Below are 19,730 nucleotides of genomic sequence, written 5' to 3'. Positions count from 1 at the left end.
GACACACGACGGCCCGCGCGTTTTCTTTTCGTGCGGACGACGATCAACCTACACGGTACGCGTATTCGCGGCGGTCCGACTGCACCGAGTCGTTGCGGCTCTCGGACAGCGCGCCCGCGCGACGCTCGGCGATGAAGCGCTTGATGTCCGACTCGGCCCGCGCCAGCGCGGACAGGCCGGCCAGCACCTCGCTTTGCGGCGCACGCACCGGTTCGTCGCTCGCACCGTGGCGATCGATCCACTGACGCGCCCAGTCGAGCGCGTACTGCTCGGCTTCCTCCGCATCGGTGAAGCGCGGGCCGATCAGGCCCGAGCGCTCGACGCGCCGATCGTCCTGCATGATCTCGGCCCACGCGCGATACATCAGGTTCTGCACCGGCTGCGCGCTGCCGCAGATCGTATAGCCGCGGTATTCATCGACTTGCGGCTCGGCCGCGGCAAAGCTCGCGGCGGACGGACGCCCGTGGCGCAGCCCCGCGGGCTGCGCGCCCGGGACCGCGAACGACGCTCCGGACGACGCGTGCGCGGCGTCGTTCGGCATCGCGGACAGCGTCGCGCCCTCGCCATCCCAAACGTTTGCGTGCGCGACCGGCAGTTGCCACGACTCGGGGTTCTGCCAGAACACGCCGCGCAGACGATCGTTGTCGGGCGCCGGCTCCGCACGGCATGCCGGCGCGACCGGCGCCGGCGGCGGCGGCACATACGCGAACGTGCGCCCGCTGAACTGGGTCAGCACGTCGATCATCTGCAGCAACGTGCCGTTCGCGAGCCACTCCTCGTAGCGGCGGCGGCACGTCGGCCCGGACGGATAGCGCCCGGGCAGTTTGGACCACGCTTCACCGGTCGTCAGGATCCAGAGGACCGCGTTGGCGACGACGCGCGGTTCCGCGCGTGGACGGCCTCGACGGTTCAGCCGAATCGGCTCGTCGGCGATCAGCGTTGAAAGACGAAACCACTCTTCATCGTTAAGCTCATCGAAGAACATAGTTGTTTCTCCACACAGCCAGGCCGGGGCTGCGATTGTCGGCGCCGCCGTCACGCATCGCGTCACGGGGCGGCCCGGTTGCACATTATGGTTATCCGCTTGTTGTGCATGCCGGCGCGACACCGCACTTTCACGGTGCCGCCATTCCCGGCAATGGCGCACAAATCACGGTCTCACTCCAATGTGGGAATTTTTGTGCACGAAGCATACCATCCTCAGGGTTTATCTCAATATGACAATGACTTAATGTTACGCACTGAAACAACCTGCCATGGATGCGCAATCCATTTACCGTTGAATTTTTTTACGCGATCGTTATGCGCAACGCTGGGAAGCCCCGTCTGGCGGGGCTCTGCGGGGTGCGGCCGCACCCCGCCCGGCAAGCGATCCGCCATGTTCCGACCCTTGCCGGCAACCACCCCGCGAATGCCCGGCCAAAATCGGTAAATCAGGGAAAATTTCGTAACAAGATATTCACGGATCGGTAAATCATTCAAATTGCCTTGAACCGAAATTTCTCCGTGCACAATCTTCTTATTGTTTCTCGGCGAGTAATGAAAGCGATCGGACAGGCGATGCACATTGTTTCCCGGCATGCAAGCGTGGACGGGCCTGTTACATCTTCGGCGGTAATGGGCAGGCGACAGCGGCGGGCGCGACGGTCGGGCGCCGCGTTTCGCGGCCGGACGACGTGCGATCCGCGCGATATGGAGCGCGGCGCCCGGCCGCGCGTCAGCGCAGATCGCCGGCCAGCGACGCGGCCACGTCCGCCGCGATGCGTTGCGGCGACACCGTATAGGCCGGGTGATCGCAGCCGATCGACAGCGTCGCGCCGTCCTTGAGCGCCGCGCGCATCGGCCCGCTCAGTTCGAAGCGCACGAAATGCACGGCCGAGGTCTTCTCCGCGTTGTCGCGGTCGAGATCCTCGTCGGCGATCGCATAGACGTCAGGGTGCCCGTCGACCCGCAGGTACACGCGATCCTCGACGCCGATCAGCCGCGCGAGCGCCGCGCGCCGCTCGGCTTCGTGCTCGTATTCGATCTGCAGCGTCGCCTTCAGGTTGGTGCCGTCGGGCACGAGCGGCAGATAGGCTTCCAGTTCGCCTTCGATGCCGGCCTCGTCGAAGATCCTCTCGATGTGCAGCATTTCCTGGATCTGGTAGCGGATCGTGGTCTCGTCCTCGAACAGGAGGCGCAGATGGTTGCCGAGCGCCACCGCGCGGCGGCGCTTGTGCGCGACGAGCCGCGCATGTTCGGTCTTGCGGATCTTCGCGTACGCTTCGAGCGTCAGCAGCGAGTCGCGGGTGAGCGTCATGGGATGTCCTCGGATAGCGTCGATGTCGTCGTGAAGCGGCCGGTTCAGATGCCGTACGCGCGGCGCAGCAGCGTCAGCGGATGCGCGAGCGGCGCGGCCGGCAACCCTTTCTCGTCGATGCCCTGCACGATGTGATGGCCGGCGAGCGCGCAGTCCGACGACACGAAATCCGGCTTCGGCTCGGCCATCGCCTTGAACACCGGCGCGCCGATCCGCATCGCGTCCGCATGGAAGGCCTTCTTCACGCCGAACGTGCCCGCGTGCCCGGAACAGCGCTCGACGACGTTCACGCGCGTATCCGGCACGAGCGACAGCGTGTCGGCCGTCTTGCGGCCGATGTTCTGCACGCGCGCGTGGCACGGCACGTGATACGACACGGTGCCGAGGCCCTGCTTGAAATCGGTCTTCAGCAACCCGTCGCGATGCCGCGCGATCACGTACTCGAACGGATCCCAGAATGCATCGGCCACCGCGCGCACGGCTTCGTCGCCGGGGAACATCAGCGGCAGTTCGCTCTTGTACATCAGCACGCAGCTCGGGATCGCGCCGATCAGCGCATAGCCTTCGCGCGCATAGCGCTCCAGCACCGGCATGTTCACGGCCTTCTTCGCGGCGACGCCCGCGAGATTGCCCTGCTCGAGCAGCGGCATCCCGCAGCACGCTTCGCGCGTGACGAGCTCGTACGGGATCTCGTTGTGCGCGAGGATCGCGAGCAGGTCGTGGCCGATGCCCGGCTCGTTGAAGTTCACGTAGCACGTCGCGTAGATCGCGACCTTGCCGGGCGTGCGTTCGCCGTCGCGAACCGGCGGGCCGTCCGAGCGCTTCGCCGCGCGCCGGAACTTGCGCGGCGCGAACTCCGGCAGCCATGCGTTGCGATCGACGCCGAGCGCCGCTTCGAGCGCGTGGCGCGCGGGCTGCGTGCGATTGACCGCGTTCACCGTCTGCGTGACGATCGGAATGCCCGCGAAATGGCCAAGCGCGTCGGTGTTCGACAGCACCTTGTCGCGCAGCGGCGCCTCGCCGCGCTTGTAGCGCGCGGCCTTGCCGCGCAGCATCAGGTGCGGGAAGTCGACGTTCCATGCATGCGGCGGCACGTACGGGCATTTCGTCATGTAGCAGAGGTCGCACAGGTAGCACTGGTCGACGACCTTGCCGAACGCGTCCTTCGGCACTTCCTCGATGTCGCCCGTCGGCGTGTCGTCGACGAGATCGAACAGCGCGGGAAACGCGCCGCACAGCGACACGCAGCGCCGGCAACCGGCGCAGATGTCGAACACGCGCGTCATTTCCGCATCGATCGCGGCCTGGTCGTAGAACGCTTCGGACTGCCAGTCGAGCGGATGCCGGGTCGGGGCTTCGAGACTGCCTTCCTTGTGGGGCATGAGGCGCTCCAGCGTGGCGCGCATGCGCGCGAACGCGCCGCCCGCGCGGCGCGGGCGGCGATCAACGCACGGCCGGCCGCGGGACCTGCCCGGCCGGGCCGTGCGGCCTCGGGGCGACGCCCGCGTCAGTCGACGAGTGCGTCCAGCGCTTTCGTATAGCGGTTCGCGTGGCTGCGTTCGGCCTTCGCGAGCGTCTCGAACCAGTTCGCGATTTCGTCGAAGCCTTCTTCGCGCGCCGTCTTCGCCATGCCCGGATACATGTCGGTGTACTCGTGCGTCTCGCCGGCGATCGCCGATTCGAGGTTCAGCCGCGACGAGCCGAACGGCAGACCCGTCGCCGGATCGCCGACTGCTTCGAGGTATTCGAGGTGACCGTGCGCATGGCCCGTTTCGCCTTCGGCAGTCGAGCGGAACAGCGCGGCGACGTCGTTCTGGCCTTCGACGTCGGCCTTCGAAGCGAAATACAGATAACGCCGGTTCGCTTGCGATTCGCCCGCGAATGCGGCCTTCAGATTCTCTTCGGTCTTGCTGCCCTTGAGTTGAGCCATGTGCGCCTCCGTTCGAGTCGGCGCGGCCGCGTGCGAAGCCGGGCCGATGATGGATATGGGGAACGATGCGTGCGCCGGACACGCACGCTTCGTGCCTTTTAATCTAGGCGCTGGCGTTCGCATCCCCCAATAGGCTTTTTCAATCCGTCCGATAGCGGGGAGCGGGAATGAGGGACGGGTGGAGGCGGGGCGCTGGCGTCCGATGCGACGCGCGGTGTACGCACACCGGCGTCGCCCGTCTGCGTCACGCATCCGTCGCGCGCTTCAACAGCAATTCCCTTTCGCGCTCGTTGCGGGTCAATTCCGCCGCGCGGCGGAACTCGACCTTCGCCTCGTCAGCGCGGCCGAGCTTCGCGAGCAGGTCGCCACGCACGCTCGGCAACCAGTGATAGCGTGCGAGCGCCGGATCGTCGCGCAGCACGTCGACGATTTCCAGCGCCGCGGCCGGCCCGAACGCCATCCCCACCGCCACCGCGCGGTTCAGCTCGACGACCGGTGACGGCGCGACTTCGGCGAGCGCGTCGTACAGCGCGACGATCTGCGCCCAGTCCGTATCCGACGCGTGCCGCGCGCGTGCATGACACGCCGCCAGCGCGGCCTGCAGCGCATACGGGCCTCGCACGCCGCCGAGCTTCGTCGCCCGCTCGAGCGCCGCGAGGCCGCGCCGGATCAGCAGCGGATCCCAGCGGCTGCGGTCCTGGTCGAGCAGCAGCACGGGCCGCCCCTGCGCATCGGTCCGCGCATGCATGCGCGACGCCTGCAGTTCCATCAGCGCGACGAGCCCGAGCACTTCGCTTTCGTCCGGCACGAGCCCGGCGAGCACGCGGCCGAGACGCAGCGCCTCGTCGCACAGCGCCGGGCGCGTCCAGTCGTCGCCCGCGGTCGCCGCATGGCCTTCGTTGAACACGAGATAGATCACTTCGAGCACCGACGCGAGCCGCGCGGGCCGCGCGTCGGCGGCCGGCACCTCGAACGGCACGCGCGCCGCCGCGAGCGTGCGCTTCGCGCGCACGATGCGCTGCGCGATCGTCGGCTCGGGCGACAGGAACGCACGCGCGATCTCGCTCGTGGTCAGCCCGCCGAGCAGCCGCAACGTCAGCGCGACGCGCGCATCGGTCGACAGCACCGGATGGCACGACGTGAAGATCAGCCGCAGCAGGTCGTCGCCGATATCGTCGTCGCGCGCGTCGGCGAGCGCCTCCGCGATGTCGGGGACGACGTGCGCCTCGAGCGCGTCCATTTCATGGCCGAGCTGGTCGCGCTTCGCCGCATGCAGCGACTCCTGCCGCACCCGGTCGAGCGCGCGCCGCTTCACGGCCGTCATCAGCCACGCGGCCGGATTGTCGGGCACGCCGTCGACGGGCCAGTGCTCGAGCGCCGCGACGAGCGTGTCCTGCGCCAGTTCCTCGGCCACGCCGACGTCGCGCACCACGCGCGCGGCGCGCGCGATGATCTTGGGCGCCTCGATCCGCCAGACCGCTTCGATCGCACGGTGAGTCGCCTCACGCGTCACGACGCTTGCCCCTGGGCGGACACATCGAGCGGCATGGCCATCAGCTCCCATGCGTGGCCGTCCGGATCGTCGAACCCGTGGCCGTACATGTTCGGATACTCGCGCGGCGCTTGCGGCGCGGACCCGCCGGCCGCGAGCGCCTTCGCGACGATCGCGTCGACCTCGGCGCGGCTGTCGCACGACAGGCACGACAGCGCCTGCACCTGCGTCGCCGGATCGACGATGGTCTTGCCGGTGAAGGTCTGGAAAAACGGCCGCACGAGCAGCATCGCGAAAATCGTGTCGCTGATCTTGATGCAGGCAGCCTGATCGTTGGTATAGGCCGGTACGACTTCGAAACCGAGTGCCTGGTAGAACGTCTTCGAGCGCGGCAGGTCGGCCACGGGCAGGTTGATGAAAACCATCTTGTGCATGACGGGTGCTCCGGTGAGATTGGCTTGGGGTGGAGTCAGGCGTGGCCGTGCCCGACATTGAGTTCGCGGAACCGCTCGACCGCCTCGCTGGGCGTCAGGTCGTCGAGTTCGAACAGCGGCCGCACCTCGATCTCGCAGTCCATCTCCGCACCGAACGGCGCGGGAAACCGGCGCGTCCATTCGAGCGCCTCGTCGCGCGAGCGCACCTGGATCAGCGTATAGCCGGCAATCAGTTCCTTCGTCTCCGCGAACGGGCCGTCGACCACCGTGCCCTTGCCACCTGAGTAGCGCACGCGCCAGCCGCGCGCGCTCGGCCGCAGGCCGTTCGCATCGAGCAGCACGCCGGCCTTGGCCAGCTCCTCGTGATAGACCGTCATCGCCTCGACCAGCCGGTTGTCCGGCAATGCATCGGATTCGCTGACGGCGTTCGCCCGGATCATGATCATGAATCGCATCGTTCACTCCTTGTCATCGGTGGAAAGGGGCGTCCGTTCGTCGGCGCCTTATCCCTACGACGGGCGGCAGACTGCCGGATCGACGTACGGCGCGACGAATCCGGGTTAACACCGAGCCGTGGCCGTCACAGGAAGCACGGGCCGACCGCGCGCACTTCGACCGTGCACCATTGCGCGGCCGGGCACTGGCGCGCGATCGCGATCGCTTCCTCGCGCGTGTCGACGTCGACGATGAAGAACCCGCCGACCATTTCCTTCGCCTCGGCGAACGGGCCGTCGACGAGGCGCGTCTCGCCGTCGCGCACCTGCACACGCGTCGCGCGCTCCGAGCGCTCGAGCGACTCGACGCCGCGCAGCACGCCGCGCGCCTTCAGCGTCTGAGCGAAATCGACCATCCGCGCGTACAGCGCCTGCCCCTCCTCGAGCGTGCGTTCGGCGCGCTGGCCGGTCGGTTCGACAATCAACAGCATGTAGGACATGGAACTCTCCAGTGGGGGGCCGTGCGCAAGAAGCGTTCGGATCGCAGGCCGGAATGACACGTCAGATGCGAAGCGTAACAGCCGCGGGCGGCCCTGCCGTCATCGTTGGCCGTTCGACACTGGCCTGATGGCCAATTCGATCGCAGCACGCGATTTTGCCGTCAAGATGCTTGCCCGAACCTTCGAATTTTCTTCCTGTGGAGCACTCCATGTCACGCCTGCCGCCGCCGCTCGCGCTCGCGCTCGCCGCATCGCTCGCCCCGTTTGCCTCGTTTGCCTCGTTTGCCTCGTTTGCCTCGTTTGCCTCGTTTGCCGCATTTGCCCTTTCAGCGCCGGCCGCCACCGCCGCCGCCACCGCGCCTCCGGTCAGCGCGGGCTGCGGCGGCCCCACGACGGCGATCGCCGACCTCCGGCATTCCGGCGGCCGGTCGCCGCTGGCCGGGCGCACCGCGTCGATCGAAGCGATCGTCACCGCGGCATTCGGCGGCGCCGACGGCTTCGGCGGATTCTTCGTCCAGCAGGCGGATGCGCAGCGGCGCCACCGGCCGGGCGTCCCGGAAGGCCTGTTCGTCTACGCGCCGCACGCGCGTGTCCGCCCGGGCGAACGCGTGCACGTCACCGGCAGGATCGAGCAGAAGTACGGCCGCACGCAACTGGCTCTGTCGGGCCGCGTGGCCGTCTGTGCGCGCGGGCAGACCGTCACGCCGGCCGCGCTCGTGCTGCCGGTCGACAGCGAGTCAGTATTCGCCGCGCATGAAGGCATGCGCGTGCGCTTTCCGCAAACGCTGACCGTCAGCGATACCTACGACCTCGGCCGCTACGGCAGCATCGTGCTCAGCCACGGTCGCCTGTACATGCCGACGCACGTGGTGCCGCCGGCCGACGCCGCCGCGCAGGCGGCGGCCAATGCCCGCAACCGCATCGTGCTCGACGACGGCTCGAGCCGCGTGAACCCCGCGACCGCCCGCTATCCGCCGCCTGCGCTGGGCGCCGCCAACACGCTGCGCGCGGGCTACACGGTGCGCGGCGTCGAAGGTGTGCTCGAGCAGCGCTACGGCACGTGGCGAGTGCAGCCCGTGCCGGCGTCGGCGCCGGTCTTCGACGCCGCATCGAATCCGCGGACCGATGCCCCTCCGCGGCATCCGCAGGCCGGCGTGCGGATCGCGTCGTTCAACGTCTTCAACTATTTCAACGGCGACGGAAGCGGCGGCGGCTTCGACGATCCGGCCAATCGCGGCGCGAAGACGCCCGCCGTCTTCGCCCGCCAGGAAGCGAAGATCGTCGCCGCACTGCACGCACTGCGCGCCGACGTGATCGGCCTGATGGAAATCGCGAACAACGGCCACGGCCCCACGAGCGCCGTGCAGCGTCTCGCGGCGCGGCTCGGCGACGGCTGGCGCGCGGTCGACCCCGGCACGGCGCGACTCGGCCGCGATGCGATCGCGGTCGCGTTGCTGTACGACAGCCGGACGATCGAACCCGTCGGGCGCGCCGCGACCGTCGCGCTCGATAGCCGGAATCGCCCGCCGTTCGCGCAGACGTTCCGACGCATCGGCGGCACCCGCGCATTCACGGTCGCGGTCAATCACCTGAAATCGAAGAACTGCCCGCGGGCGAGCGGCCCGGATCTCGACCAGTCGGACGGTCAGGGCTGCTGGAACGCGACGCGCACGCGTGCGGCCGAACGCATCGCCGCGTGGCTCGCCACGTCGCCGACCGGCGCCCCGGCCGACGGCGTGCTGCTGATCGGCGACCTCAACAGCTACGCGAAGGAAGACCCGCTGCGTGCGCTCGAATCGCGCGGCTACACGAACCTCGTCGCCCGCTTCGCCGGCAACGCCGGCTACAGCTACGTATACCGCGGCGAAGCGGGCAACCTCGACCATGCACTCGCCACGTCGCCGCTCGCCGCGCGCGTGAAGGCCGTGCATGCGTGGCACATCAATGCCGACGAACCGGTCGCACTGCAATCCGTGCCCGATTACAAAACCGCGGCGCAACGGGCGGCCTATTACGCACCCGATGCCTATCGCGCGTCGGATCACGACCCCGTCGTCATCGACCTCGCGCCGGACGAAGGCGCCACCTGAGCCATCGCGGGCACAAACCGTGCTCCATCAAGAGACGGGCGATTAGTGCAATTGCATCAGCATGATGCGTGCAACGGCACTATTTACCTGGCGCATCGGGCGACGCCATATTTACCGGACTTTCACGTCGCGCCAACGGCTTGCTGGTCGCTTCGCCCCAAAGCGCGAAATTTTTTCAACCGCCGCCCCGCCCCATTGCGCGGGGCTTTCCGGGAAATTTGCCGGCGAATTGAAAATTTGTCTCGAAACTCAATTGGCTGATGTGAATCACATTGGTTGCTGGGATTCGTCTTATCTTCAAATTAGCCTGCAAATCAAATCGAAGGAGGATAAACACCATGGCGCTCACCGACTCGATCGAACACAAGCTGGACCGCGGCCTGTCCGACATCCGTCGCACCGGCCGGCGCGTGGGACGCACGACGCGCTCGGCGGCTCGCGACCTGCATGCGGACGTGTCCGACGATCTGCGCGGGCTGGTCGATGAACTGGAAGACCTGCTGAAGAACGACGGCGACGGCGATATCGCCGCGTTGCGCAAGCGCGTGCAGGCGCGGCTCGACGAAGCGCGCAGCACGCTCGACTACGCGTCGGGCACCGCGGTCGCGCGGCTGCGCGATTCGGCCGAACGCGTATCGCAAGCCGTGCACGACAATCCATGGCAGACCGCAGGTGTCGTCGCGGGCCTCGCGTTCGTCGCCGGCCTGCTCCTTTCCCGCCGTTGAACGGGGCGATCACCCCGTCCTTCCTCACCCCGACAACGAAGGAGAAACGCCATGCAGAAGTCCCTCGCCCTGAAAGCCGCCGCCGCCGTCATGCTCGGCAGTCTCGCACTTGCCGGCTGCACCACCACCCCCAACAAACCCGACAACGCATCGGCCAGCGCGTCGAAACGCGAGTCGATCGACGCGAGCGTGAACGCGACGTTGTCGCGCCTCTATTCGACGGTGCCGGGCTCGCGTGAACTCGTCGCGAAATCGCGCGGCGTGCTCGTGTTCCCGAACGTGCTGCAGGCCGGCCTCATCGTTGGCGGCCAGTCCGGCAACGGCGCGCTGCGCGTCGGCGGCAGCACCGTCGGCTACTACAACACGTCGTCGCTGTCGGTCGGCCTGCAGGCCGGTGCGCAATCGAAGGCGATCGTGTTCCTGTTCATGACGCAGGATGCGCTCGACTCGTTCCGCAAGTCCGAAGGCTGGTCGGCCGGCGCCGACGCCTCCGTCGCGGTCGTGAAGATGGGCGCGAACGGCGCGATCGACTCCAACACGGCCACCGCACCGGTCGAGGTGCTGGTGCTGACCAACGCGGGCCTGATGGGCGATCTGTCGGTCAGCGGCACCAAGGTCACCCGGCTCCACATCTGACGATGCGGCACGGCCCCCGGGCCGGTTCGCTTCCCGGCAACGCCGCGGCCCCGGCCGCGGCGTTTTCTCGTGCGCCGCGCGCGGCGGGTATGATGGCGGCACCTTTGCGGGCATACTGCCGATCAGGCCGCCCTGCCGCGCTGCGCCGCGACATCCGTGACGTTCGCGAGCCGATCGCGCCCGAGGCAACGAAATTCAATCAAACCAGGCATCAATCTGCGCGAACCATCCATGGATAGCGGACACGATCACCAAAAATTCTTCTATTTCCTGCTGTTCGCGGTCACCGTCGGACTGTGCTGGATACTCGCGCCGTTCTCCGGCGCCGTCTTCTGGGGCACCATTCTCGCGATCCTGTTCCAGCCAGTGCAGCGCTGGCTCGCCGCGCGCTTCGGCAAGCGGCGCAACCTGGCCGCGCTCGTGACGATGTCGCTGATCATCCTGATCGTGATCCTGCCGCTCGTGTTCGTCATGGCGACGCTCGTGCAGGAAATCGCGTACGTGTACCAGGAACTGAAGAGCGCGCAGCCGAATTATTCGCAGTACTTCCATGACATCATTCATGCGCTGCCGACGTCGATCCAGAACCTGCTGCAGAAATACGGGCTGACCAACATCCCCGGCATCCAGAAGAAGCTGACCGACGGCGCCGCGCAGATCAGCCAGTTCGCGGCGACCCAGGCGCTCAGCATCGGCCAGAACACGTTCCAGTTCGTCGTCAGCTTCGGCGTGATGCTGTACATGGTGTTCTTCCTGCTGCGCGACGGCGGCGAGATCGGCCGCCGCGTGCGCCGCGCGATGCCGCTCGACGAAGAGCACAAGAACCTGCTGCTCGCGAAGTTCACGACGGTTGTGCGCGCAACCGTGAAGGGCAACATCGCGGTCGCGCTCGTGCAGGGCGCGCTCGGCGGCCTGATCTTCTGGATCCTCGGGATCGAGGGCGTCGTGCTGTGGGGCGCGCTGATGGCGTTCCTGTCGCTCCTGCCGGCGATCGGCGCGAGCCTCGTGTGGGTGCCCGCCGCGCTCTACTTCCTCGCGATCGGCGCGATCTGGAAATGCGTGATCCTCGTCGCGTTCTGCGTCGGCGTGATCGGCCTCGTCGACAACCTGCTGCGCCCGATCCTCGTCGGCAAGGACACGAAGATGCCCGACTGGGTCGTGCTGATCTCGACGCTCGGCGGGATGGCGCTGTTCGGCATCAACGGCTTCGTGATCGGGCCGCTCGTCGCCGCGCTGTTCATGGCGAGCTGGGACATCTACGCGCGCGCCGAACAGGGGGAGTGACGCCGCGCGTCACGGATGACGAATCCTGATCACGACGGGCGCCACGGCGCCCGTTTCCATGTCCGGCCCCGCGATCGTCAGCACCCCGCCATACGGCCCGGCACGATGCGCGCGCCCCGCTTCCAGCGGCACGGCTCGATCGTCGCGCGCATCGCGCCAGGTTGCGCGAACCGCCGCGCCCGCAGGCTGCGAAAGCGGCTGGCCGTCCGGCCCCACGAGCGCCAGATGCGCACCGGGCAAGCGCCGGCCATGCGCATCGAAGCGGAGTGCCGCCGCGCTCGCGCTGCCCGACGCCCCGAGCGACGGCGTGTCGAATGTCACGTCGTACCGATCGACGAGCGCGCCGGTGAAGTGCACGATGCCAGCCGCGCCCGCGTGCCCGGCCGCACCGGCGCTCGACACTGCGAGCGCGATACCGATCCCCGCTGCCGCCATCCGCGCCCGGACACCGATGCGCCGCTTCGTTCGATCGCGCGCCGCCGTCGGTGCTGCCCATGTTGTCTTCATCTGCATGTTCCGCCTCCCTTCCCGCTTCTCGCCGCGCAAATGAAAACGGCGGCGTGACGCGCAGGTCACGCCGCCGTTTGCCGGCAATTACTTTAGGGAGAGCGGCCGGAACAATAAATGAGACAAGTCCTAAACTGATACCGGAATATTCGGACTCAATGCGCGCGAGCGCGACGGCTCATGCGTCCGGATCGACGCGCAGCACGAGCTTGCCGCGATGGTCGCCGTCGAACAGGCGGTTCAGCACGTCGGGGGCGTTTTCGAGCCCGTCGGCGACGGTTTCCTCGGCCTTGAGCCGGCCGTCGCGCAGCCATCCCGCGAGCGTCTGCACCGCTTCGCGGCTCTTGCGGTAGTCGAGGATCAGGAAGCCGCGCATCGTGATCCGCTTCGAGATCAGCACGCCGACGTCGTCCGCCGCGCGGCCGCTGTTGTAGTTCGAGATCACGCCGCACAGCGCGACGCGCCCGCCGATCACCATCCGCGACAGCACCGCGCGCATCACCTCGCCGCCGACGTTCTCGAAGTTCACGTGCACGCCGTCCGGCGTCGCCGCCTTCAACTGCTCACGGAAATCGTCGGCCTTGTAGTCGACGGCCGCGTCGAAGCCGAGCGTCTCGGTCAGGTAGCGGCACTTGTCCGCGCCACCCGCGATGCCCACCACGCGCGCGCCGTGGATCTTGCCGATCTGGCCGGCGATCGAGCCGACCGATCCGGCCGCCGCCGACACGACGAGCGTCTCGCCGGGCTGCACCGGCGCGATGTCGGTCAGCCCGTAGTACGCGGTCAGGCCGCTCATCCCGCACGCGCCGAGCAGCGTCGGCAGCGGCAGGCCCGACTGCGCGGGCAGCTTCACGAGTTGCGCGGCCTGGTCGGCCGGCACCCGCGCATAGTCCTGCCAGCCGAGCAACCCCTGCACGAGATCGCCTTGCGCGAACCCCGCGTGGCGCGACGCGACCACGCGCCCGATGCCGAGCGCACGCATCACTTCGCCGATCGCGACGGGCGGCAGGTATTGCGGCACGTCGCTCATCCACACGCGGTTGGTCGGATCCATCGACAGATACAGCACGCGCACGAGCACTTCGCCGTCGGCGAGCGCCGGCACCGGCGTTTCGACGAGCGAAAAATGTTCGCGGCCGACCCGCCCTTCCGGGCGTGTCTTCAGCAGCAGCTGGCGGTTCACGGGTGTCGACACGATGTGCTCCTCCGGTTGTGTTTATCGATGCGCGTCAGACCGCGCACATGCCGCCGTCGATCACGAGTTCGGCGGCCGTCACGAAGCGGCTTTCGTCGGATGCCAGATAGACGGCCGCATGCGCGACGTCGTCCGGTTCGCCGAGCCGGCGCAGTGGAATGCCGCGTGCGAGCTTGCGCGTCGCATCGCGTTCGCCGAGCGACTGGAACAGCGGCTCGACGATCCCCGTGCGAATGAACGCCGGGTGAATCGAGTTGCAGCGCACGTCGAGCTCGCGGCGCGCGCAGTCGATCGCGACCGACTTCGTCAGCGACGCGACCGCAGCCTTCGACGCGTTGTACGCGGTGAAATCCGGCTCGACCTTGAACGCGGCCACCGACGAGATGTTGATGATCGATGCGGGATGGCTCTCGGCCAGATACGACAGCGCATGCTTGCAGCCGAGCACGATGCTCTCGACGTTGACCGCCATCACGCGCCGCCATTCGTCCAGTTCGATCTGCGCGGGCGAGCCGATCGAGCCGACACCCGCGTTGTTGACGAGCACCGACAGCCCGCCCATCGCATCGACCGCCTGCGCGAGCAGCGCTTGCCAGCGCGCTTCGTCGCGGACGTCCTGCGTCGCGGCAAACGCGACCGGCGTCGCGTGGCCCGCGTTGAGTTCGTCGGCGAATGCATCGAGCACCGCCGCGTCGGCAACGTCGGTCAGAAACACGCGCGCGCCCTGCTCGACCATCCGGCGCGCGATCGCGCGGCCGAGGCCGCCGGCGGCGCCCGTGATGTACGCGCACTTGCCTGCGAGGCGCGTGGAAACGATTGTCATGGGACCTGCTCCTGTCATGAGTCGTCGCGGCGGACCGGTGCCGCGACGGCGGTTGCCGTGCGCCGGCCGACGGCCGCGCGGTATGCGCGAGTATAGCGAGCCGGCCGCACCGCGCCGGACGAATCCGGCGGCCGGCCGCTGCCGGCCCCGCTCGAATGAACGCCAGCGTACGCGATTGCCGCCAATCGATGAAATGAATCTTCGTAATGCCCGGTCATAGACATGACTCATGACCTTCGGATCCGCGGGCGACGGGACGGACGGACGGGCACGGCACGGCACGGCACGGCCGATCATCGCCGATGTCGGCTCGATAACGACCGGGAAACGGCTTTTGACAATAACCAAGAAGGAATGGGACGGGACTCGGGGGGCCATCGCCGCGGCGACGACCGCATCCGGCACCGGCGCACCGACGCGCGGCAACGAACAGCCGTCAGAACCCGTCGCCGGACGTGCGCATGAACGCGCAGAACTGCGGGGAATGCGTGTCGATCATCTGCTGGAACGGTGCGCGATGCCCGTACGCGATGCCGGACACGAGGAGCAGGCAGACGGCCGCGATGCGCGGCGAGAACGCGCGCTTGTGCGCCCGCCGGTAGGCGCGCAGGAACACCAGCGCGACCAGCGCGCCGAGCAGCCAGCCGACGACGACTTCCGGGACCGTGTGCGAATGGTCGAACACGCGCGCGACGCCCGTCAGCGCGCCGACGACGAGACCGGCCGCCACGCCCGGCTCCTTGCCCGGACGGAATGCCTGCCACAGCATCGACAGCGCGACGGTCCACACGGACGTCGACAGCATCGTATGGCCGCTGATCACGCGAAAATCGAACTGCGGGATCTCGACACCGCAGCCCGCATAGAGAATCTTGGTCGCCCCGACCAGGCTCATGCCGGCCGCGAGCAGCACGATCCAGCGCACCGCGAGCCGCCAGTTGGACAGCGCGAGCCAGACGGCGCAGGTCAGCGCGACCGGCAAGGTCAGCGCGGCATCGCCGATGTTGCTGATTTCACTCCACATGACGGACGTCGAACGGCTGGCAAAAGGCGCAGTTTAACGCAGGCGCGCCACGCGCCTGTTTCAGCCTGTGACAAGCTGTATCAGCCCGCGACACCCGTGATCAGCAGCAGGTTCGTGCCGGTTATGACGGCGAACAGTACCCAGGCGGCGGCCTGCATCCCGCGACCGATCGCATGCTCGCCCATCGTGTTGCGATCGCTGACCGACCGGATCAGCGGCCACATCGCGAACGGCAGCTGCAGGCTCAGCAGCACCTGGCTCCAGACGAGCAGTTGCCCGACCGAGTTTTCGCCGAGCCACAGCACGCCGATCAGCGCGGGCACCAGTGCGAGCCCGCGCGTGATCAGCCGGCGCTGGTAGCACGGGATTTTCGTATGCAGGAAGCCGTCCATGATCACCTGGCCGGCGATCGTGCCGGTCAGCGTCGAGCTTTGCCCCGACGCGAGCAGCGCGATGCCGAACAGCAGCGCGGCCGCGCCGCCCGCGATCGGCGTGATCAGCCGGTACGCCTGTTCGATGTCGGTCACGTCGTGCTGGCCGGTCGCATGGAACGCCGCGCCCGCGACGACCAGGATCGCCGCATTGACGAGCATCGCGACGAACAGCGACACGCAGGTGTCGATGCGCACCAGCGCGAGCGTGTCGCGGATCAGGCCGCGCGCGCCGCCGACGACATGGCGCGTCTGCACGACCGACGAATGCAGATACAGGTTGTGCGGCATGATCGTCGCGCCGACGATGCCGAGCGCGAGCACGATCGCGTCCTTGCGGTCAGGGCCCGGATTGCCCGGCACGAGCCCCTTCGCGACCGCATGCCAGTCGGGCGGCGTGATCGCGACCTGCGCGACGAAGCAGAACGCCATCGTCGCGATCAATCCGAGCACGATCGCCTCGATCTGCCGGACGCCCTTGCCTTGCAACCCGAGCACGATCACCGTATCGAGCGCGGTCAGCACGATCCCCCACGCGAGCGGCACGCCGAGCAGCAGCTTGAACGCGAGCGCGCAGCCGAGCACTTCGGCGATGTCGCACGCGATGATCGACACCTCGGCGGTCACCCACTGCACGATGCGGCCGAAGGTGCCATAGCGGTCGTAGCTGGCCTGCGCGAGATCCTTGCCCGCGACGAGGCCGAGCCGCGCGGCGAGCATCTGCAGGAAGATCGCGGCGAGGCTCGAGAACGCGACGACCCACAGCAGCGAATAGCCGAATTGCGAGCCGGCCTGGATGTCGGTGGCCCAGTTGCCGGGATCCATATAGCCGATCGCGACCAGCAGGCCCGGGCCGAAGAAGCGCTTGAGCTTCATCCAGCGCGACGCGCCGGCGTCGATCGTGATGCTGCCCTTTACTTCCGACGGGCAGAAGGGGGCTGTGGCGGTAGTGGGAAGCAGGGGCATGGAAACCGGGGATCGTGATCGCGACACGGTGATTTTACGTTCATCCGCCCCGCTTTCTCCCGCGCATCGCCGCGCACACCCCGGCTCGCCCGCTCGCCGTCGGCAGTCGCGAGCCGCGGCGCGGGCTGCCGATCGGCCTGCGGGTGCGGCGTCCCGGCACCGTTCGTCAGGATCCGCTCGCGCTCGGCGACGCGAAATTCGGTCGGCGACACCAGCAGGCGCTGGCGAAACAGCTTGGCCAGACGCTCGCCGCTGCCGAAGCCCGTGCGCCGCGCGACCTTGTCGGCCGGCAGCGTCGTGTGGACCAGCATGTGGCAGGCGCGCTCGAGCCGCACGTGCTGCACGAACTCGGTCGGCGTCACGCCGATTTCCTTCTTGAAGCGCCGCAGGAAATTGCGCTCGCTCATCGCGACCGTCTGCGCGACTTCCGCAACCGAAATGCGGTTCGCGCTCTGCGCGCGCAGCCGCTGCACCGACATCCGGATCGACGGGCTCGCGCTCAGTTCGCGAAACGCCCACATCGACTGCGCATAGCGCTGCTCGACCGGCTGCATCAGGTTGCTGGCGATCTCCTGTGCGGCGCTGTCGCCGAGATCGGCGCGGAACATGTCGAGCACGGTCGCGAACACGTCGGCCTCGCCGGCCTGCAGTTCGATCGTGGCCGCCGCACCGCGGGCGCGATCGGTTCGCGCGCGATCGGCTTCCGTCTGCCGCTGCGACGCGGCGAGCGTCGACAGGCCCATCGCATCGACGATCCAGCGCGCATGGCGGCGGATGTCGCTCAGGCGGCGCCGCAACGCATCGTTCCAGTTGATCGACGCGCGCTCACCATGAAGATGAAAGAACGCGTGTGCACGATGGCCATGCTCGTCGCCGAGCGAATCGGCGGCGATCTGCACACCGGACGACGACTGCAGCAAGCCCCCCTTTTCGGATACGTACTTCAGCTGGTAATCCGCATTGAACGCGTTCAGGCGATTCGCCAGGTTGAAGGCCTCGCTCAGACGCGCGGCCTCGGCCAAGGAAAACCCCGTACTCAAATAGATTACGACCCACCTCTGATCTGCTGCTTCCACTGGCCAAGCCCCCGGACTGTTTCGACTTCTTTTAATTGCCGTCGAACTGTCAGGCTTATATTTGGTTTGAACACGTGCGACAGGGACGGCTATCTCGAAATATGAAGCGACGGCATCTTAGCCGAACTAGCCGAACGGGTCGTCTCTTTGTCACGAAATGGCCGACCGGGACAGCATGATGGCGGATTTCTACAGGCTGTCGCCGACCGATGATCTGGCCGCGCGGAAATGCGCGTGCCGACGGGCGGACTCGCATCGTGACGCCTGCCTCGTATCGCGCATCGGCTCCACGCACGCTCGCGTAGCGGGACGATCGTCATCGGCATGCATCGGACGGCATCGGTCGCCTGTACAACGCGCACCCGCGTTCCGTTGTTCGCGCATCCATTAGAATCGCCCCACCGCCCACCACGCCGCCTTCGTCCGTGCCCGCCGACCATCGTCTCGACCTGAACCTGTTCCGCGTGCTCGATGCGGTCTACGTGCACGGCGGCATCGGCGCGGCCGCCCGTGCGCTGCACCTGACGCAGCCGGCCGTCACGCATGCGCTCAACCGGCTGCGCGCGCATTTCGACGACCCGCTGTTCGTGCGCCAGGGCAACCGCGTCGTGCCGACCGAGCGCACGCGCGCGATCATCGCGGACGTGCAGCTTCACCTCGCCGGCCTGCAGCGCGCCGCGCGCGACCCGGCGGCATTCGACCCGGCGACGCTCGACCTGAGCATCGCGGTCGGCATTCGCGACGTGCTCGAATCGATCGCGCTGCCGCAGATCGTCGCCGCATTCGCCGGCGCAGCGCCGGGCCTGCGATTCGTGAGCCGCCGCGTCGCGGTGCACGACATCGAACGCGAACTCGCGTCGGGCAATCTCGATCTGGCTGTCGATCGACGCGTGCAGACCGGCCCGCGCATCGTGACCGAGCACCTGCTCGACGATTCGCTCGTCGTCGCGATGCGGCACGATCATCCGTTGACCGGCGGTCCGCTGCGGCGCGGCGACTATTTCGCCGCGCGGCATGTCGCGGTGTCGTCGCTCGGCGAACCGCAATCGCTCGACGTGCTGCTCGGCAACGACGGGCGCTTCCGTCACATCCAGCTCGTCTGCCAGCATTACTTCGCCGCATGCCAGATCGCCGCGGCGGGCGACCTGCTGCTGACGCTGCCGCGCACGTATGCGCTGCGCATGGCGGCGATGCTGCCGATCGCAGTGCAGCCGCTGCCGCTGCGGCTCAAGCCGTTTCCGCTGCTCGCGTACTGGCACGAGTCGCGCGAGACCGACCGCGCGCACCAGTGGGTGCGCGAACGCGTCGCCACGCTCGTGCGCCGGAGTGCCGGCGTCGCCGGCTGATCCCGGCGAGCCCCGTCGACGCGCGTGGCGCCCGCGTTTTTCCTCGAGACGGTATGCTGACGGCTCGCACGCCGCGCATCGTCGCGGCCGCCTCTTACCCGCTTACCGGAGACTTGCCATGCCGCTCATCCACGCTGCCGCCACCCTCGCCGCCGACGCGCCCGACTACGTCGTCCAGCTGCAGGCCGGCGCGCACGCGCTGACCGGCGACGAAGCGCCGCGCGAAGGCGGACAGGGCCTCGGGCCGGCGCCGTTCGAGTTCGTGCTGGCCGGCCTCGCACAATGCACGGCCGCGACGCTGCGCATGTACATGCAGCGCAAGACGTGGCCGGCCGCGCGCATCGACGTGCGCACCGAACTGCATGCCGATCGTGAAGGGCAGCAATACGTGCGCCGCGTCGTGACGCTCGACGGCCCGCTCGGCGATGCGCAGCGCCAGCGGCTCGCGGAAATCTGCGAGAAGACGCCGGTGACGCTGTTCATCAAGCGCGGCACGCGCATCGAAACGACGCTGAACTGACGGGCGGCGTACCGCGCC

Annotated in this window: 21 protein-coding genes; 6 read left to right on the top strand and 15 right to left on the bottom strand. The window is 68.0% G+C overall.

Features of this window, described 5'->3' with window-relative positions; all coding sequences use genetic code 11:
* Nucleotides 1–43: 43 nt before the first annotated feature.
* The 9 genes from DIE17_RS28435 to DIE17_RS28395 all read right to left on the bottom strand — a co-directional run bounded on the left by DIE17_RS28435 (nucleotide 44) and on the right by DIE17_RS28395 (nucleotide 7,089).
* Nucleotides 44–985, bottom strand: coding sequence for a transposase (locus DIE17_RS28435; protein WP_124486465.1), 942 nt, complete (start codon nucleotides 983–985; stop codon nucleotides 44–46).
* A gap of 227 nt (nucleotides 986–1,212) precedes the next feature.
* A complete protein-coding gene (locus DIE17_RS28430; protein ID WP_185640889.1) occupies nucleotides 1,213–1,566 on the bottom strand; it encodes a hypothetical protein in 354 nt (117 codons plus the stop codon).
* Between the two features lie 151 nt (nucleotides 1,567–1,717).
* Entirely contained in the window at nucleotides 1,718–2,299 is a 582-nt protein-coding gene (locus DIE17_RS28425; protein WP_124921409.1) for a DUF3501 family protein, read from the bottom strand.
* Between the two features lie 44 nt (nucleotides 2,300–2,343).
* Nucleotides 2,344–3,681: a heterodisulfide reductase-related iron-sulfur binding cluster gene (locus tag DIE17_RS28420; protein ID WP_124646463.1), complete on the bottom strand. Its 1,338-nt coding sequence runs from the start codon at nucleotides 3,679–3,681 to the stop codon at nucleotides 2,344–2,346.
* A 125-nt stretch (nucleotides 3,682–3,806) separates the two neighbouring features.
* Nucleotides 3,807–4,229, bottom strand: coding sequence for a rubrerythrin family protein (locus DIE17_RS28415; protein WP_040140994.1), 423 nt, complete (start codon nucleotides 4,227–4,229; stop codon nucleotides 3,807–3,809).
* Between the two features lie 244 nt (nucleotides 4,230–4,473).
* A complete protein-coding gene (locus DIE17_RS28410) occupies nucleotides 4,474–5,742 on the bottom strand; it encodes an RNA polymerase sigma factor (RefSeq protein WP_124522626.1) in 1,269 nt (422 codons plus the stop codon).
* A complete protein-coding gene (locus DIE17_RS28405; RefSeq protein WP_124486469.1) occupies nucleotides 5,739–6,155 on the bottom strand; it encodes a VOC family protein in 417 nt (138 codons plus the stop codon). The genes DIE17_RS28410 and DIE17_RS28405 overlap by 4 nt, the downstream gene beginning before the upstream one ends.
* A 35-nt stretch (nucleotides 6,156–6,190) precedes the next feature.
* Nucleotides 6,191–6,610 carry a YciI family protein gene (locus DIE17_RS28400; protein WP_044846609.1) on the bottom strand — a complete coding sequence of 140 codons (420 nt, stop codon included), beginning with the start codon at nucleotides 6,608–6,610 and terminating at the stop codon, nucleotides 6,191–6,193.
* A 125-nt stretch (nucleotides 6,611–6,735) separates the two neighbouring features.
* Nucleotides 6,736–7,089 (bottom strand): YciI family protein, encoded by a 354-nt coding sequence (locus DIE17_RS28395; protein WP_044846610.1) that lies wholly within the window; start codon nucleotides 7,087–7,089, stop codon nucleotides 6,736–6,738.
* Between the two features lie 209 nt (nucleotides 7,090–7,298).
* Here DIE17_RS28395 and DIE17_RS28390 point away from each other — a divergent pair, with 209 nt between their 5' ends.
* The 4 genes from DIE17_RS28390 (at nucleotide 7,299) to DIE17_RS28375 (ending at nucleotide 11,824) form a co-directional block, all read left to right on the top strand.
* Nucleotides 7,299–9,179 carry an ExeM/NucH family extracellular endonuclease gene (locus DIE17_RS28390; protein WP_124646462.1) on the top strand — a complete coding sequence of 627 codons (1,881 nt, stop codon included), beginning with the start codon at nucleotides 7,299–7,301 and terminating at the stop codon, nucleotides 9,177–9,179.
* A 338-nt stretch (nucleotides 9,180–9,517) separates the two neighbouring features.
* Nucleotides 9,518–9,904, top strand: coding sequence for a YqjD family protein (locus DIE17_RS28385; RefSeq protein ID WP_044846611.1), 387 nt, complete (start codon nucleotides 9,518–9,520; stop codon nucleotides 9,902–9,904).
* A gap of 51 nt (nucleotides 9,905–9,955) precedes the next feature.
* A complete protein-coding gene (locus tag DIE17_RS28380; RefSeq protein WP_124486471.1) occupies nucleotides 9,956–10,540 on the top strand; it encodes a YSC84-related protein in 585 nt (194 codons plus the stop codon).
* Between the two features lie 231 nt (nucleotides 10,541–10,771).
* Nucleotides 10,772–11,824: an AI-2E family transporter gene (locus tag DIE17_RS28375; RefSeq protein ID WP_044846613.1), complete on the top strand. Its 1,053-nt coding sequence runs from the start codon at nucleotides 10,772–10,774 to the stop codon at nucleotides 11,822–11,824.
* Nucleotides 11,825–11,833: 9 nt separating this feature from the next.
* Here the strand turns inward: DIE17_RS28375 and DIE17_RS28370 are convergent, their stop codons facing one another.
* The 6 genes from DIE17_RS28370 to DIE17_RS28340 all read right to left on the bottom strand — a co-directional run bounded on the left by DIE17_RS28370 (nucleotide 11,834) and on the right by DIE17_RS28340 (nucleotide 17,792).
* Nucleotides 11,834–12,337 carry a thioesterase gene (locus DIE17_RS28370; RefSeq protein ID WP_124646461.1) on the bottom strand — a complete coding sequence of 168 codons (504 nt, stop codon included), beginning with the start codon at nucleotides 12,335–12,337 and terminating at the stop codon, nucleotides 11,834–11,836.
* 172 nt (nucleotides 12,338–12,509) lie between these two features.
* Entirely contained in the window at nucleotides 12,510–13,526 is a 1,017-nt protein-coding gene (locus DIE17_RS28365) for an NADP-dependent oxidoreductase (RefSeq protein WP_044846614.1), read from the bottom strand.
* A gap of 34 nt (nucleotides 13,527–13,560) precedes the next feature.
* A complete protein-coding gene (locus tag DIE17_RS28360) occupies nucleotides 13,561–14,349 on the bottom strand; it encodes an SDR family oxidoreductase (RefSeq protein ID WP_124486474.1) in 789 nt (262 codons plus the stop codon).
* A 436-nt stretch (nucleotides 14,350–14,785) separates the two neighbouring features.
* Complete coding sequence (locus DIE17_RS28350) at nucleotides 14,786–15,373, bottom strand: phosphatase PAP2 family protein (protein WP_124522618.1); 588 nt, start codon at nucleotides 15,371–15,373, stop codon at nucleotides 14,786–14,788.
* 80 nt (nucleotides 15,374–15,453) lie between these two features.
* A complete protein-coding gene (locus tag DIE17_RS28345) occupies nucleotides 15,454–16,770 on the bottom strand; it encodes an Nramp family divalent metal transporter (RefSeq protein WP_124667581.1) in 1,317 nt (438 codons plus the stop codon).
* Complete coding sequence (locus tag DIE17_RS28340) at nucleotides 16,719–17,792, bottom strand: helix-turn-helix domain-containing protein (RefSeq protein ID WP_124486478.1); 1,074 nt, start codon at nucleotides 17,790–17,792, stop codon at nucleotides 16,719–16,721. The genes DIE17_RS28345 and DIE17_RS28340 overlap by 52 nt, the downstream gene beginning before the upstream one ends.
* 479 nt (nucleotides 17,793–18,271) lie before the next feature.
* Between DIE17_RS28340 and DIE17_RS28335 the strand changes: the two genes are divergently transcribed.
* Entirely contained in the window at nucleotides 18,272–19,192 is a 921-nt protein-coding gene (locus DIE17_RS28335) for a LysR family transcriptional regulator (protein WP_124646459.1), read from the top strand.
* Between the two features lie 118 nt (nucleotides 19,193–19,310).
* Nucleotides 19,311–19,712, top strand: a complete 402-nt coding sequence (locus DIE17_RS28330; RefSeq protein ID WP_124646458.1) for an OsmC family protein — start codon at nucleotides 19,311–19,313, stop codon at nucleotides 19,710–19,712.
* The last annotated feature ends 18 nt before the right edge of the window (nucleotides 19,713–19,730 follow it).

It is taken from the genome of Burkholderia sp. Bp9099 (genome assembly GCF_003857805.1).
GTDB lineage: Bacteria > Pseudomonadota > Gammaproteobacteria > Burkholderiales > Burkholderiaceae > Burkholderia.
The sequence above is the reverse complement of the archived record's forward strand: the minus strand, read 5'-3'. Positions and strand labels throughout refer to the sequence as shown.